We start from the raw sequence: 14688 nt of genomic DNA, 5'->3' as shown, positions 1-14688 counted from the left end.
GATCGTCAACAACAGCTGGAACTACGGCCCGCTCAGTGTGGACTGCCGCAACACGGCCTGGTCGGGCAACAAGCTGGTGACCATCGACGACGACTACAACGTGACCTCCACGGTCAGCGCGCTGGACTGCGGCGGCTGACCCGGATCACACGCGGAAGGCCCCGGACGCCGCCTGGCGTCCGGGGCCTTCCGGGTTCACGAACTGATCTGAACCTGACTGTGGTCGCCGAGGACCAGCCGGTGCGCCCGGGGCATGCTGGGCGCGGGGGTGATCACCACGTCGTGGCCGATCAGCGATGACTCGATCCGGCGCACCCCGGTGATGGACGCCCGGGGCAGCACGATCGAGTACTCGATCTCGCTGCCCACCACCGCGCAGTCGGCCGCGATGGACGTGAATGGGCCGACATAGCTGTCCAGGACCCGCGCGCCCGGCCCGATGATCGCCGGGCCGACGATGCGGGACCGCTGGACCACCGCGCCCGCGTCCACCACCACCCGCCCGATCAGCTCGCTGGCCCCGTCCACGGTGCCGTCGGTCCTGGGCTCCACCGACTCCAGCACCAGCCGGTTGACCTCCAGCATGTCCTCGACGTTGCCGGTGTCCTTCCAGTAGCCGGAGATGACCGAGGACTCCACCCGGCGGCCGTCGTCGATCAGCCACTGGATCGCGTCGGTGATCTCCAGCTCGCCCCGCCAGGACGGCTTCAGCTCGGCCACCGCCTGATGGATGGCCGGGCTGAACAGGTAGACGCCGACCAGGGCGAGATCGCTCTTGGGCGCGGTCGGCTTCTCCTCCAGGCCGACCACCCGGCCTTCGGCGTCCAGCTCGGCCACGCCGAACTGGCGCGGGTCGGCGACCTGGGTGAGCATGATCTGCGCGGCCGGGCGGTCCCGGGCGAACCGTTCGGTGATGTCGTTGATGCCGCCGACCACGAAGTTGTCGCCGAGGTACATGACGAAGTCGTCCTCGCCGAGGAAGTCACGGGCGATCAGCACCGCGTGCGCGAGCCCGAGCGGAGCCTCCTGGCGCAGGTAGGTGACTTCGACGCCGAACTGGGAGCCGTCGCCGACGGCCGCCTCGATCTCGGCGTGGGTGGAGCCGACCACGATGCCGATCTCCCGGACCCCGGCGGCCGCGATGGCCTCCAGGCCGTAGAACAGGACCGGCTTGTTGGCGACCGGGACGAGCTGTTTGGCGGAGGTGTGGGTGATCGGCCGGAGCCTGGTCCCAGATCCTCCGGCGAGCACGAGCGCTTTCACCGCTAGTAGGCTCCGTTTCCGCTTCGCACGACCGACCAGGTCTTCCACAGGATCTGCAGGTCGAGGATGAGCGACCAGTTCTCCACGTACCGCAGATCCAGCCGGACCGATTCCTCCCAGGTGAGGTCGGAACGGCCGGAGACCTGCCAGAGGCCGGTCATGCCGGGCTTGACGACCAGCCGGCGGCGCACGTCCTCGCCGTACTGGGCGACTTCCTCGGGCAGCGGCGGGCGCGGCCCGACGAGGGACATCTCCCCCCGCAGCACGTTCAGCAGCTGCGGCAACTCATCCAGCGAGAACCGCCGCAGCACCCCGCCCACCCTGGTGATACGTGGATCGTTCCGCATCTTGAACAGCACGCCGTCGAACTCGTTGTCGTCGGTGAGCTGCCGTTTCAGGTGTTCCGCGTTCTGCACCATGGTGCGGAACTTGAGCACCCGGAACTCCTTGCCGCCGCGCCCGATCCTGGCCTGCCGGAACAGCGCGGGGCCCTCGCTGGTGGTCCGGATCAGTACGGCGATCACCAGCATCGGGATCGCGGCCACCAGCAGCACGGCCGAGGCGAGCACCTTGTCGAACAGGTTCTTCATGATGTGCTTGGTGCCTTCGAACTCCGGATGTTCGACGTGCAGCAGCGGCATCCCGGCGACCGGCCGGATGCTGATCCGGGGCCCGGCCACGTCCATCAGCGCCGGGGCCACGAACAGGTCGGTCTTGGCCGCCTCCAGGCTCCACGCCATCCGCCGCAGCGCGGAGCCGTCCAGCTCCGGGCAGGCCAGGATGGCCACCGAGTCGGCGTCGGTCTTGAGCACGACCTCGTCCACGTTGGTGAAGTCGCCCAGCACCGGCACGCCGTCCACGTCCAGCGTGCTCTCGGTGGGCAGGCAGGCCGCCACGATCCGCATGCCGTGGTGCGGCTGCCGCCGGAACTGCATCACCAGGTCCAGCACGGCCTCGCGGTGCCCGACCGCGACCACGTTCCTGACGTAGTGACCGTCGCCGCGGCGGCGGTGCAGGTGCTTGCGCATGCGATACCTGAAATACAACGTCAAGAAGAGCGCCAACGGGAACATCGCCATCACGAAGCTGCGCGCGATGGTGGTCTGCGTGGCGTAGGCGCCGATGGCCACCGACGCCGTCAGGCCCATACCCCCGGTGAAGACGGCCCGAAATTCATCGGTCCCCTCACCGTGCACCCGTTTTCGGTACGCGCCGGCGATCGCCATCGCGACGGGCCACACCAGGGCCAGGGATAAGCCCAGGAACGCCTCGTACTTCGGAATCCACGCGCCCAGCCAGAGCCGCACGCCGATGACCGTCTCACACGCGATCATCGCGCAGGCCAGGTCGCCCGCCACCAGGACGCGCGCGTACGTGCGCGTCCAGATGCTGGGCGCCGTCCGGACTGCGTGATCAGGAACGTCCGTCGTGGACGCTTCGAGCCCCACCCTCATGACACTCCACCTGCTGCCTTGTGTTCGCAGAAACAAGACGCGCACCCCGTCCGGTTGGTTGACGTAATTCTCTGTTTCACCAGGAGAGGTGGGTACCCAGGTAAATGTTAAAGATCGAAACAGTACAAGGGAATGATCAAAACTGTCCACAATCGGCCGAAACCGGGGTACCCGGTTGCTTGACGGAACGATCCAAAGATGTACAGAGAACTCGTCCTGACGCACGTTCTGGGAGCATGTGGGGCATGACGGTACGAACGGAACGGGACGGCGCAGTGATCACCGTGATTCTGGACCGGCCCGAAGTCCGCAATGCGGTCGATGGCCCGACGGCCGCCGCGCTCGCCTCGGCATTTCGGACATTCGACGCGGACGATGACGCCTCGGTCGCGGTCCTCTGGGGCGCCGGGGGCACCTTCTGCGCGGGCGCGGACCTGCACGCGATCGGCACCGAGCGGGGCAACCGGGTGGCCGAGGACGGGGAAGGACCGATGGGCCCGACCCGGCTGCGCCTGTCCAAACCGGTGATCGCGGCGGTGGAGGGTTACGCGGTGGCGGGCGGCCTGGAGCTGGCGCTCTGGTGCGACCTTCGGGTGGCCGCCGAAGACGCCACGTTCGGCGTCTTCTGCCGCCGCTGGGGTGTGCCCCTGATCGACGGCGGCACGGTACGCCTGCCGCGCCTGATCGGCACCGGCCGCGCCCTCGACCTGATCCTCACCGGCCGCCCTGTCGCCGCCCGCGAGGCTCTGGACATCGGCCTCGCCTCCCGCGTCGTCCCCAGCGGCACCGCCCGCGAACACGCCGAGGCGCTGGCCGCCGAACTCGCCGCCCTCCCCCAGGCGTGTCTGCGCAACGACCGCCTGTCCGCCCTCGAAGCCGACTCGATGGCCGCCGAGTTCCAATACGGCCTGGCGTCACTCCAAGCCGGACTCGACGGCGTCGAACGTTTCCAGCGCGGCGCGGGCCGGCACGGAACCTAGTCGTATTCCAGATCCGGCAACGGCGACGGCGGCTCCGGACTCCGCCATACGACGACATATCCGGAATTCGCGGTCTCCATGGCTGAACTCAGTCGATCGAGATCGAAATCCGGCAAATAACGTAACCGTGCAAGAAAAGTGGCGTCAGTGGCGGATCGGGGCACGACACAGCCTTCGCCGTCCCGGTCGAGGAGGACGATGAGAACGTCCGCGTCGTCGGCTCCGCCGACCCGGACCTCGACCACGTCCTCCCAGGCGAGCGCTTCCACGCTGCCGTCGGAATAGTGGCGCGTCACACCCTCTTCGGTGACATATACGTACGAATCTGGCACGCGCGAATCCGTGCCCGGCTCTGGCACTGAATTGCCGTGCATGGCCGCGATTGTGACGACTCCCGGGCGTTCCCGGCAAGAGACGGCCTCAACTGCGCCATTCCAAGTGTTCCCGCACCGCCCGCCTGGCCGCCTCGGCCGGGCCGCGCTCGATCGCGGCCAGCAGGTCACGGTGCTCGGCGACGAGTTCGGCGCGCTCCCGGTAGACCTCGCGCAGCCGGACCAGGCCGAGGCGGGTCTCGGCGGCCAGGCTGGCGTAGAGGCGCTCCAGCCGGGGGCTGCCGACCGCGACGATCAGGGCCTGGTGGAAGGCCATGTGCTCGGCGACCACCTCGGCCCAGGGTTCCTCCGGCGGGAGTGCCTCCAGCCGGTTCAGCGCGGCCTCGGCGTCCGGGACCCGGTAACCGGCCAGGGCCTCGGCCATCAGTTCCTCCAGCGGGGCCCGGACGTACATCAGGTCGGCCAGGTCGGAGGTGGTGATCTCCGGCACGTACGCGCTGCGGTTGCGCTCGCGGCGGAGCAGGCCCTCGTGCACGAGCACGGCCAAGGCCTCCCGGACGGTCGGCCTGGCCACCCCGTAGGTGTCGGAGATCTCCTGCTCCGGAAGCGGGGTGCCGGGGGCGAGGTCGCCGGACAGGACCCTCGTGCGCAGGGCGTCGGCGAGTGCCTGGACGGTGGAGACAGGGCGCAGCTTCACGCTGCCGAGCCTAGGGGGATCCGGCGTTCCGGCATGGCCACGACGATCAGGCTGGCGGCCAGCAGGGACAGACCGGCCCAGGAGAGGATGGTCAGGCGTTCGCCGAGTACGGCCACGCCGAGCAGGGCGGCGACCGCGGGTTCGGCCAGGGCCAGGGTGGCCGCGGTGGCGACGGGGGTGGTGCGCAGGCCCCTGCCGTACAGGAGATAGGCCAGCGCCGTGGTGGCGGCGCCCAGATAGAGCGCGGTGAGCAACCCCGACGGCGTGGCCAGGAAACCGGGCCCGGAGAGCAGCAGCACGGGCAGCATGAGCACGGCCGCGCCGCCGAACATCGTGCCCATCACGGTGTCGGAGGGCATGCCGCGGTCGATCGCGCGGGCGGCGGTCACCGCGTACGTGGCGTAGAGCAGGCCGCCCACCAGCGCCAGCCCGATGCCGCCGGGGTCGGCGCCGCCGTCGCCGCCGCCGAGGACCAGGACCGCGCAGCCGGCCACGGCCGCCGCGGTGCCGCCCAGCCAGCGCCCCGAGGGGGTGACGCGGTCGAGCCCCCAGGAGAGCAGGCCGGTGAACACCGGGCCGCTGCCGATCGCGACGACGGTGCCGATGGCCACGCCGGTCCTGGCCACGGCGGCGAAGTAGCAGAGCTGGTAGGCCGCGACGCAGACCGCGCCGAGCAGCAGGGCGGGACTGAAGCCGGCCCGGGAGCGGATAGAAAGCAGGGCGAGGATCGAGCCGCCGATCACCAGCCGGGCGGCGGCCAGCGAGACGGAACCGGCGGCGGCGAAGGTTCCTGCGGTGCCGGCGGTGCCCCAGAGCACGGCGGCGGCGACGATGGCAAGGCGCATGGACTGATTGTCTTACAATCAGACAATCGGCGCACCTCCTATCCTGATTAGGAGTCGTATCGTTAAGAAAGTCACCTAGTAGCCCAGCTCACACATTGCTATTGTTTCGCCACTATTAACGCATGTGACACCCCTCTTACGAGGTTCCATGGCAGGCCGCAAACGTTCCGTCCGCTTCAAGATCTTCGCCATCCTGTTGCTCCCGGTCACCGCGTTGACCGCCATCTGGGGCTTCGCCGCCACCATCAGCGTCGAGACCGGGATGCAGTACATCGCCATCGGCCGGGTCTACGAACATGTGGTGTCGCCCGCCAGGGTCGTGCTGACCGAGCTGCAGAACGAGCGCCTCAGGTCGCTGTCCTTCCTGGGCTCCACCATCACCTTCCACGCCGACCTGGACACCCAGCAGAAGAGGACGGACGCCGCCGCCGACGCCCTGGCCGAGCACGCCGCGAGCGTCAAGAGCTCGACGCCGCCGGCCATGACCGAGCGGGTCGAGGAACTGCTGCGCCAGCTCGCCCGCCTGGACGCGCTCCGCGCCCAGGTGGAGAACCGGGAGATCTCCCGGCTGGACGCCCTGGAGGAGTACAGCTCCATCGCCGAGGTCGGCTTCCAGGTCTACGACCGGTTGATGATCTCCCCGGACATCGACCTGGTCGGGCAGACCAAGGCGATCATCCTGGTCGGGCGCGGGCGTGAGATCGTCAGCCAGCAGTCCGCGCTGCTGGCCGGGACCATCGGCGCCGGCAAGATGACCGAGAACGAGCGCGCCGCCTTCGCCGAGATGGTGGGGCAGCGGCGGCTGTTGTACCAGCTGGGAACGAGCCAACTCGACGAGGAGCTGCGCCGGCCGTACCTCGCGCTGAACTCCTCGCCGATCTACGCCGACTACATCGTCCTGGAGAAGGGCGTGGTGGAGGTCGTCCGGCCGGGCAAGGTGCTGCCGATCGAGGCCGCCCGCTGGCAGGGCACCGCCGAGGCCGTCTCCATCACGCTGGACAAGCTGGGCGGCGAGATCGCCGCGAAGATCACCGCGCGCGGGGTGCCGCTGGCCGAGGCCGTGCTCTGGCGGATCGGTCTGCTGGGCGTGCTCGGCCTGGTCGCCGTCGTGGTCACCGTGTACGTCTCGTTCAGGTTCGCCCGCAAACTGGCCACCGAGCTGGCCGGGCTCCGGCACGCCGCGCTCGACCTGGCCGACCACCGGCTGCCCGACGTGGTCCGCCGGCTCCGCAACGGCGAGGACGTCGACGTCGCCGCCGAGACCCCGCCGCTCACCGTGGTCCGGGACACCACCGAGGTCGACGATGTCAGCGAGGCGTTCTCCTCGGTGCAGCGCACCGCCGTCGAGGCCGCCGTCGGCCAGGCGCAACTGCGCAGGGGCGTCGGCCTGGTCTTCCTCAACCTGGCCAGGCGCAGCCAGTCGCTGCTGCACCGGCAGCTGGACCTGCTCGACACGCTGGAACGCCAGGTCAGCGACCCGGCCGTGCTGGAGCAGCTGTTCGGCATCGACCACCTCACCACCCGCATGCGGCGGCACGCCGAAGGACTGATCATCCTGTCCGGCGCCGCACCGGGCCGCGGCTGGCGCGACCCCGTCTCGCTGTACGACGTGAGCCGCGCCGCCGTCGAAGAAGTCGAGGACTATCTGCGTGTGCTGGTAACCGTGCCGCCGGAGACCTCGCTGGTCGGCCCCGCCGTCACCGACGTCATCCACCTGGTGGCCGAACTGGTGGAGAACGCCTCGATCTTCTCGCCGCCCAACACCCAGGTCTTCGTCCGGGGCGAGCTGGTCGCGCGCGGCTTCGTGCTGGAGGTCGAGGACCGCGGCCTCGGCATCGGCCCCGAGGAGCTGGCGCACTTCAACGACCGGCTGGCCAACCCGCCCGAGTTCGACCTGGCCGACAGCGACCGCCTCGGGCTGTTCGTGGTCGGCCGCCTGGCCCAGCGGCACGGCATCCGCGTCTCGCTCCGCCCGTCCCCGTACGGCGGCACCACCGCGATCGTGCTGCTGCCCCTGGAGCTCGTGGTGGAGGGCGCCCGCGAGGAGTACTCGGTGGAGCGGCTCATCCCGCAGCAGCCCGCCCTCTCCCCCGTGCCGTCCGGCGACGGCCTGCCCCGGCGGGTCCGGCAGAACAACCTGGCACCACAGCTGCGCGGAGAGAAGTCGTGACCGAGGAGCCCCCGCTGCTGCGGCCGTACACACTGACCCGGGGCCGGACCCGCCCGAGCGGCCCCGAATTCGACCTGGTGACGATCGTCCGGGCTTTGCCGGTAACCGGCGTCACCGGCCTGCCGCCGGAGCAGCTCCGGATCCTGAAGGCCTGCCAGACGCCGTCCTCGGTGGCCGACATCGCCTCCGACTCAGGGCTGTCGCTGAACGTGGTCCGGATCCTGCTCGGGGATCTGCGCGAGCAGCGCCTGATCGCGGCCCGGCCGCCCGCGACGGTGGCGCAGCTACCGGAGGAGCGCATCCTGCGGGAGCTCATTCAGGGGTTGCACGCGCTCTGAATCGCCTGGTCGAGATGCCAGCGCGCGGGCATGAGCAGGTCGTCCGCGTACCTGTCCAGGAGGCCGGCCGGGCTGGTGGTCTCGACCTCCGGCAGGGCCAACAGGGTGTCCTCTTCGAGGGTGATCCCGCCGGTGATCGTCCAGGTCCCGGCGGGGTCCGGGCGGAGGATCAGCTCGAAGAGCATCTCCCGGCCGTCGGGCAGGGTGAAGAACAGGCCCAGCCTGACCTGGCCGACCAGGTCGGTGACCGGCTGCCAGGCGCGCAGGTTGGGCAGGAAGTCCAGGTAGAGCTCCCGCCCGGCGACGGTGAAGCGTTCGGCGGCGGCCATCAGCGCGGGCAGGAGATCGGTCATGCCTTGCGGGCCAGTCCGCCGACGTAGGTGTAGTAAGTGATGCCGGAGAAGACGTAGGCGTCCGGCTCGGCCCGCCACTCGGCCAGCGGCACCAGGCCGGGCTCGACCACCTCCAGATCGCCGAAGAAGGCCAGGATCTCCTCCTTGCTGCGCCAGCGGCCGGTGCCCAGGTTCTCGTTGAAGAGGATTTCGGCGTTGGCGGCGTGCGCGGCGGCCTCGGGGTGCTCCTCGCCCGGGTTCTGGAAGTGCGAGATCGCCACCCAGCTGCCGGCCGGCAGCGCGTCGCACAGCTGGGCCGACAGGCCGACCGGGTCCTCGTCGTCGTTGAGGTGGTGCAGGATCGAGAAGAGCAGCAGGCCGACCGGCTGGGTGAAGTCGATCAGGCGCCGGGTGTCCGGGTGGTCCAGGATCGAGCGGGGATCGCGGATGTCGGCCTCGATCACCGTGGTGGTGTCGTTGGTGGCCAGCAGGGCGCGGCCGTGCGCCAGCACGATCGGGTCGTGGTCCACGTAGACCACCCGGGCCGCCGGGTCGACCGCCTGGGCGACCTCGTGCACGTTGCCCTGGGTGGGCAGGCCCGAGCCGATGTCCAGGAACTGGCGGACGCCCTCCTCCTCGGTCAGGTAGCGGATGACCCGCTGCAGGAACCCCCGGTTGGCGAACGCGGCGTCGGGCGCGTCGGGCGCGATTTTCAGGACCATCTGGGCGATCTGACGGTCGATCGCGAAGTTGTCCTTACCGCCGAGCAGGAAGTCGTACACCCGGGACACGCTGGGCTTGGTGGGGTCGATCCCGTTCGATGTTTCGGTCATCGTGGAGCCATTTCTCGGTCAGGGAGAGAACACCACTCAGGGTAGCGATTGAGTCGGACTCTTGACGAAAATGTGCCACGTAAGTTAAATCAAGGATCGAAATAAGGTGTTGATTTACGGCATGTCGTAAGTCGCGTCTGTTGGACCTTCCACCCCCCGCTTCCGCTGTGGAGACACGCATGAGAGGTCTGTCCCGAACCGCCGCCGCCTTATTCACCGCATCCGCGGTAGTGGCGGCACTGATCACCCTTCCCGCAACACCTGCCTTCGCGGACACTCTTCTGTCCCAGGGCAAGCCCGCCACCGCCTCCTCCGTCCAGAACGCCGGCTTCCCCGCCTCCGCGGCGGTCGACGGCAACGCCGGCACCCGCTGGTCCAGCCTGGCCACCAACGACCAGTGGATCCAGGTGGACCTGGGGACCTCGACCCCGTTGACCCGGGTCGTGCTGAACTGGGAGGCCGCGTACGCGACCGCGTACAAGATCCAGGGCTCCCCGAACGGCACCGTGTGGACCGACCTGCGATCCGTCACCGGAGGTGACGGCGGCACCGACACCTGGGACATCACCGGCAGCGCCAGATACGTCCGGATCCAGGGCGTCACCCGTGCCACCGGCTACGGCTACTCCCTCTGGGAGTTCCAGGTGTACGGCGAGCCCGGCGGCACGCCCGGCACCTGCCCCACCACCAACGCCTCGCTGAACAAGCCCGCCACCGCCTCCTCGCTCCAGGGCGCGGGCTTCCCCGCCTCCGCGGCGTTCGACGGCAACGTCGGCACCCGCTGGTCCAGCGGAGCAGGTGACCCGCAGTGGATCCAGGTGGACCTCGGTTCCACCCAGACCATCTGCGCCATCGACCTGCGCTGGGAGGCCGCGTACGCCAGCGCCTTCAAGCTCCAGGTCTCGGCCAACGGCGCCGACCCGTGGACCGACCTCAAGTCGGTCACCGGCGCGACCGGCGGCGTGCAGTCCCACGCCGTGAGCGGCTCGGGACGCTACGTCCGGATGCTCGGCACCGCCCGCGGCACTGCCTACACCTACTCGCTCTGGGAGTTCGCGGTCCGGACCACCACCCCCGGCAACCCCGACCCGATCCCCGGCGGCGGCTCGCTCGGCCCGAACGTGCACGTGATCGACCCGACCATGTCCACCGCCACCATCCAGGGCGCCCTCGACACGGTCTTCACCCAGCAGGAGTCGGCCCAGTTCGGCACCGGGCGGCACGCCTTCCTGTTCAAGCCCGGCACCTACAACGTCAACGCCAGGGTCGGCTTCTACACCTCGATCGTCGGCCTCGGCCAGAACCCCGACGACGTCACCATCAACGGTGGCGTGACCGTGGACGCCGGCTGGTTCGGCGGCAACGCCACCCAGAACTTCTGGCGCTCCACCGAGAACCTGGCAGTGCAGCCCACCGGCGGCGAGAACCGCTGGGCCGTCTCCCAGGCCGCGCCGTTCCGCCGCATGCACATCCGCGGCAACCTCAACCTGGCCCCCAGCGGGTACGGCTGGGCGTCCGGCGGCTACATCGCGGACAGCAAGATCGACGGCTCGGTCGGCCCGTACTCGCAGCAGCAGTGGTACACCCGCGACAGCACCATCGGCAGCTGGGTCAACGGCGTCTGGAACATGGTCTTCTCCGGCGTCGTCGGCGCTCCCGCCAACGGCTTCCCCGAGCCGGTGTACACCACCCTGCAGAACACCCCGATCAGCCGGGAGAAGCCGTACCTGTACGTGGACGGCGGCGGCAACTACCGGGTCTTCGTCCCGGCCCTGCGCACCAACGCCCGCGGCCAGAGCTGGGCCAACGGCCCGACCGCCGGCAGCTCGCTGCCGCTGACCGACTTCTACGTCGCCAAGCCCACCGACACCGCGGCCACCATCAACGCGGCGCTGGCCCAGGGCCTCAACCTGCTCCTCACCCCCGGCATCTACCGGATCAACGCCCCGATCAACATCAACCGGGCCAACACCGTCGTGCTCGGCCTCGGCCTGGCCACGATCATCCCGGAGAACGCGGCCACCGCGATCAAGGTCGCCGACGTGGACGGCGTCAAGCTGGCCGGCTTCCTCATCGACGCCGGCCCGCAGAAGTCCGACGTGCTGGTCGAGGTCGGCCCGGCCAACTCCAGCGCCGACCACGCCGCCAACCCGACCACCCTGCAGGACGTCTTCGTCCGCATCGGCGGCGCCTTCGCCGGCAACGCCACCACCAGTGTGATCGTCAACAGTGACGACGTCATCATCGACCACACCTGGCTCTGGCGCGGCGACCACGGCGAGGGCATCGGCTGGAACGTCAACACCGCCGAGACCGGCCTGATCGTGAACGGCGACGACGTCCTGGCCACCGGCCTGTTCGTCGAGCACTACCGCAAGTACGACGTCGAGTGGTACGGCGAGCGCGGCCGGACCATCTTCTTCCAGAACGAGAAGGCCTACGACCCGCCGAACCAGGCCGCCTACATGAACGGCGCGGTCAAGGGCTGGGCGGCCTACAAGGTCGGGCCCAATGTCAATGTCCACGAGGGCTGGGGCATGGGCAGCTACTGCTACTTCAACGTCGACCCGACCATCGAGGTGGACCGCGTCTTCGAAGTCCCGATCAAGCCCGGCGTGAAGTTCCACAGCCTGCTCTCCGTCTCACTCGGCGGGAACGGCCGGATCAACCACGTCATCAACGACACCGGCGCGCCGGCCTTCGGCACCGCCACCATCCCGAGCAAGGTCGTCTCCTACCCGTGATCCCCTGACGACCTGGCAACCCGGCCGTGGGCCCTTCGGGGTCCACGGCCTCCGCATCGGCTGGGATACATTCGTTGATAGATCGATCGGAAGGACTTGATTTGTCCGCTCCGCCCTGCCGCCTCTATGTGCTGGTCGCCATGGACGCCCCGGTCGCGTTGATCATTCGGCGCGGGCCGGCGGACTGGTGGCATCTCCTCAGGTGGGACCTTGAGCGGCGGGTGGTCGAGCCGGGGGCGTGGTTCGGCGGCATGCTCTATCCCCGCCGTTGCGACATCTCCCCCGACGGACGATATTTCGGTTATTTCGCGCTTCGGAATGGCCGGGCGCCGTGGGACGCGTTCTTCGCGGTGTCCCGGACGCCGTGGCTGTCGGCTCTGGCGGCGTGGCAGACGTACGGGACGTACACCATCGGGTGCCGTTTCACCCGGGACGGGAGCCTGACCATCAGCGGCGCGATGCAGGAGCGGCCCTTCCACGGCCGGTTCCCGAACAAGGTCGCCGTCGAGGTCGGGCACACGAACTGGGTCCGCCGCGACATCCAGAACGAGCTCAAACGGGGCTGGCGGCCACCGCGGGAGCCGCTCGACCTCCCGCTCGATCCGGACGAGGCCGCGGTGGTGATCCAGCGGACCAGGCCGACCGGGCACGGGACCGCGCTGATCCTCGCGCACACCGGGGTGGACTTCCAGCGGCACAGCATCGAAGGGGTGCAGGTCCGGTATTTCCGTAAGGACCGGGACGGGCGGATCACTCCGCTGCCGGACGCCGCCTGGGCCGACTGGGACCACGGCGGCCGGCTGCTGCTGGCCACCAGGGAGGGCCGGGTCGCCATCCACGAGCAGAAGACCGTACAGGACCGGCGCAAAGGCACCTGGACCGAGACCTGGACCCACGACCTCCGCGACCTGGAACCCGCGCCCGCGCCGGCCCCCGACTGGGCTGAGGGCTGGTAGCTATTCGCCCAGTTCCTCGAACAAGGTCAGCTGCACGCCCGCCGCCCCCTCCAGCCGCGCGTTCAGCGAGTTCCACGGCGTCCGCGTCGGCGCGGCCAGCACACTGGCGCCCGCCTCCGCCAGCACCGCCGTGACCAGCGGCACATCCGTCACCTCGAAGGCCAGCCGGATGTGCCCCGCCACCCGCCGCCCCACCTCGACCTGATCGATGTACGCCGCCTGCCGAGCGTCCACGATCTCCAGCGTGGCCCGGCCGCCGTCGAGCAGCCTGACCCGCCCGTGCTCCGAGGAGAAGTCGGCCAGTTCGCCCATCCCGAGCACGTCACGATAGAACCGCAGTGCCTCGTCGTAGTCCTCGGCCGTCACGACCACCCGCAGTTCCCGCACCGTCATACCCCGATGGTAGTGATCAAGGAGTACGTCCCGTGATACGCATCGCCAACTGCAGCGGCTTCTACGGCGACCGGCTGGCCGCCGCGCGGGAGATGGTCGAAGGCGGCCCCATCGACGTGCTCACCGGCGACTGGCTGGCCGAACTGACCATGCTCATCCTGGCCAAGGACCGCCAGCGCGACCCCACCGGCGGGTACGCGCGCACGTTCGTCACCCAGATGCGCCAGGTCATGGGCGCCTGCCTGGCCCGCGGCATCAAGGTCGTCGCCAACGCCGGCGGCCTCAACCCGCGGGGGTGCGCCGACGCTCTGCGCCAGGTCGCGGCCGAACTCGGGCTCTCCCCTGTGATCGCGTACGTGGCGGGCGACGACCTAACGCCCCGGCTGGAAGAGCTGCGCCCGCTGCTGACCAACATGGACACCGGCGAACCGCTCGGCGACCGGCCCCTGCTGACGGCCAACGCCTACCTGGGCGGGTGGGGCATCACCGAAGCCCTCGCCCGCGGCGCCGACATCGTCGTCACCGGCCGGACCACCGACGCCGCCCTCGCCATCGGCCCCGCCGCCTGGCACCACGGCTGGGCCCGCGACGACTGGGACGCCCTGGCCGGGGCGCTCGTCGCCGGACATGTCATCGAATGCGGCACCCAGGCCACCGGGGGCAACTACGCCTTCTTCCAGGAGGTGCCCGGCCTCGAACATCCCGGCTTCCCGATCGCCGAGATCGCCGCCGACGGTTCCTCCGTCATCACCAAGCACACCGCCCACGGCGGCCTGGTCTCGGTGGGCACGGTCACCGCGCAACTCCTGTACGAGATCACCGGCCCGCGTTATCTCAACCCCGACGTCACCGCCCGCTTCGACACGATCCGCCTAACCCAGACCGGCCCCGACCGAGTCGCCGTCGATGGAGTACGCGGCGAGCCCCCGCCCCCGACCACCAAGGTGTGCCTCAACCTCCCCGGCGGCCACAAGGCCAGCATCTCCTTCCTCCTCACCGGCCTGGACATACCCGAGAAAGCCGATCTGGTCACCCGCACCCTGAAGGCCACCCTCCCCGACTACGCCGAATCCGAATACCACCTCATCCGCTCCGACCACCCCGACCCTGATCGCAACGAAACCGCCTTCGCCCACTTCCGCGTCAACCTCAAAGACCCCGACGAAAAGAAATTCGGCCGCCCCCTGACCGCCGCCATCACCGAAATGGCCCTGGCCGGCTACCCCGGCTTCTTCGGCGGCCCAATCACCACCCAGTCCTACGGCATCTACTGGCCGGCCCTCATCCCCAACGCCCTCGTCACCCACGAAGCGGTTATCGCCAAAACCCACATCCCCATCCCACCCACCCC

Annotated in this window: 14 protein-coding genes; 6 read left to right on the top strand and 8 right to left on the bottom strand. The window is 69.5% G+C overall.

The genetic code is table 11. From position 1 onward, the window contains the following. Positions 1-195: 195 nt before the first annotated feature. Positions 196-1263 carry a glucose-1-phosphate thymidylyltransferase gene (locus tag Acor_RS40605; RefSeq protein WP_155342083.1) on the bottom strand — a complete coding sequence of 356 codons (1068 nt, stop codon included), beginning with the start codon at positions 1261-1263 and terminating at the stop codon, positions 196-198. A gap of 2 nt (positions 1264-1265) precedes the next feature. Continuing rightward, positions 1266-2717, bottom strand: a complete 1452-nt coding sequence (locus Acor_RS40600; RefSeq protein WP_155342082.1) for a sugar transferase — start codon at positions 2715-2717, stop codon at positions 1266-1268. Between the two features lie 245 nt (positions 2718-2962). Between Acor_RS40600 and Acor_RS40595 the strand changes: the two genes are divergently transcribed. Further along, positions 2963-3697, top strand: a complete 735-nt coding sequence (locus tag Acor_RS40595) for a crotonase/enoyl-CoA hydratase family protein (RefSeq protein ID WP_155342081.1) — start codon at positions 2963-2965, stop codon at positions 3695-3697. On the opposite strand, the gene Acor_RS40590 is transcribed toward Acor_RS40595, so the two are convergent. Genes Acor_RS40590 through Acor_RS40580 form a run of 3 tightly spaced genes read right to left on the bottom strand, consistent with a single transcriptional unit; the run spans position 3694 to position 5571 of the window. Beyond that, on the bottom strand, positions 3694-4071 hold the full coding sequence (locus tag Acor_RS40590) for a hypothetical protein (protein ID WP_155342080.1): 378 nt from the start codon (positions 4069-4071) through the stop codon (positions 3694-3696). The two genes, Acor_RS40595 and Acor_RS40590, sit on opposite strands and share 4 nt — an antisense overlap. Before the next feature lie 46 nt (positions 4072-4117). Then, on the bottom strand, positions 4118-4726 hold the full coding sequence (locus tag Acor_RS40585) for a GntR family transcriptional regulator (RefSeq protein WP_155342079.1): 609 nt from the start codon (positions 4724-4726) through the stop codon (positions 4118-4120). Then, entirely contained in the window at positions 4723-5571 is an 849-nt protein-coding gene (locus Acor_RS40580) for an EamA family transporter (RefSeq protein ID WP_155342078.1), read from the bottom strand. The genes Acor_RS40585 and Acor_RS40580 overlap by 4 nt, the downstream gene beginning before the upstream one ends. Positions 5572-5719: 148 nt before the next feature. On the opposite strand from Acor_RS40580, the gene Acor_RS40575 reads away from it, so the two are divergent. Together Acor_RS40575 and Acor_RS40570 are read left to right on the top strand one after the other, a co-directional pair. Continuing rightward, positions 5720-7741 carry a sensor histidine kinase gene (locus tag Acor_RS40575; RefSeq protein ID WP_155342077.1) on the top strand — a complete coding sequence of 674 codons (2022 nt, stop codon included), beginning with the start codon at positions 5720-5722 and terminating at the stop codon, positions 7739-7741. Then, on the top strand, positions 7738-8079 hold the full coding sequence (locus Acor_RS40570; RefSeq protein WP_155342076.1) for a DUF742 domain-containing protein: 342 nt from the start codon (positions 7738-7740) through the stop codon (positions 8077-8079). Before Acor_RS40575 ends, Acor_RS40570 begins: the two co-directional genes overlap by 4 nt. On the opposite strand, the gene Acor_RS40565 is transcribed toward Acor_RS40570, so the two are convergent. After that, positions 8058-8432 carry a hypothetical protein gene (locus Acor_RS40565; RefSeq protein WP_155342075.1) on the bottom strand — a complete coding sequence of 125 codons (375 nt, stop codon included), beginning with the start codon at positions 8430-8432 and terminating at the stop codon, positions 8058-8060. The genes Acor_RS40570 and Acor_RS40565 overlap by 22 nt on opposite strands. Next, positions 8429-9244 (bottom strand): SAM-dependent methyltransferase, encoded by an 816-nt coding sequence (locus Acor_RS40560; protein WP_155342074.1) that lies wholly within the window; start codon positions 9242-9244, stop codon positions 8429-8431. The genes Acor_RS40565 and Acor_RS40560 overlap by 4 nt, the downstream gene beginning before the upstream one ends. Before the next feature lie 179 nt (positions 9245-9423). On the opposite strand from Acor_RS40560, the gene Acor_RS40555 reads away from it, so the two are divergent. Together Acor_RS40555 and Acor_RS40550 are read left to right on the top strand one after the other, a co-directional pair. Continuing rightward, positions 9424-11988, top strand: coding sequence for a discoidin domain-containing protein (locus Acor_RS40555; protein WP_155342073.1), 2565 nt, complete (start codon positions 9424-9426; stop codon positions 11986-11988). A gap of 101 nt (positions 11989-12089) precedes the next feature. Beyond that, positions 12090-12944, top strand: coding sequence for a hypothetical protein (locus Acor_RS40550; protein WP_155342072.1), 855 nt, complete (start codon positions 12090-12092; stop codon positions 12942-12944). On the opposite strand, the gene Acor_RS40545 is transcribed toward Acor_RS40550, so the two are convergent. Continuing rightward, the gene (locus Acor_RS40545) at positions 12945-13337 is read right to left on the bottom strand and encodes a VOC family protein (protein ID WP_155342071.1); all 393 of its coding nucleotides are present in this window, start codon (positions 13335-13337) and stop codon (positions 12945-12947) included. Between the two features lie 32 nt (positions 13338-13369). Here Acor_RS40545 and Acor_RS40540 point away from each other — a divergent pair. Beyond that, the coding region (locus Acor_RS40540; RefSeq protein ID WP_155342070.1) for an acyclic terpene utilization AtuA family protein at positions 13370-14688 on the top strand (1319 nt) is incomplete at its 3' end.

Origin of the sequence: Acrocarpospora corrugata (assembly GCF_009687845.1) — a bacterium.
Taxonomy (GTDB): domain Bacteria; phylum Actinomycetota; class Actinomycetes; order Streptosporangiales; family Streptosporangiaceae; genus Acrocarpospora; species Acrocarpospora corrugata.
This window is presented reverse-complemented; position numbering and strand designations above follow the sequence as displayed.

Excerpts from the sequence above, each read along its gene's own strand:
- Acor_RS40600 (WP_155342082.1), bottom strand. The coding sequence starts at position 2,717 with ATGAGGGTGGGGCTCGAAGCGTCCACGACGGACGTTCCTGATCACGCA.
- Acor_RS40595 (WP_155342081.1), top strand. The coding sequence starts at position 2,963 with ATGACGGTACGAACGGAACGGGACGGCGCAGTGATCACCGTGATTCTG.
- Acor_RS40590 (WP_155342080.1), bottom strand. The coding sequence starts at position 4,071 with ATGCACGGCAATTCAGTGCCAGAGCCGGGCACGGATTCGCGCGTGCCA.
- Acor_RS40580 (WP_155342078.1), bottom strand. The coding sequence starts at position 5,571 with ATGCGCCTTGCCATCGTCGCCGCCGCCGTGCTCTGGGGCACCGCCGGC.
- Acor_RS40575 (WP_155342077.1), top strand. The coding sequence starts at position 5,720 with ATGGCAGGCCGCAAACGTTCCGTCCGCTTCAAGATCTTCGCCATCCTG.
- Acor_RS40565 (WP_155342075.1), bottom strand. The coding sequence starts at position 8,432 with ATGACCGATCTCCTGCCCGCGCTGATGGCCGCCGCCGAACGCTTCACC.
- Acor_RS40560 (WP_155342074.1), bottom strand. The coding sequence starts at position 9,244 with ATGACCGAAACATCGAACGGGATCGACCCCACCAAGCCCAGCGTGTCC.
- Acor_RS40555 (WP_155342073.1), top strand. The coding sequence starts at position 9,424 with ATGAGAGGTCTGTCCCGAACCGCCGCCGCCTTATTCACCGCATCCGCG.
- Acor_RS40545 (WP_155342071.1), bottom strand. The coding sequence starts at position 13,337 with ATGACGGTGCGGGAACTGCGGGTGGTCGTGACGGCCGAGGACTACGAC.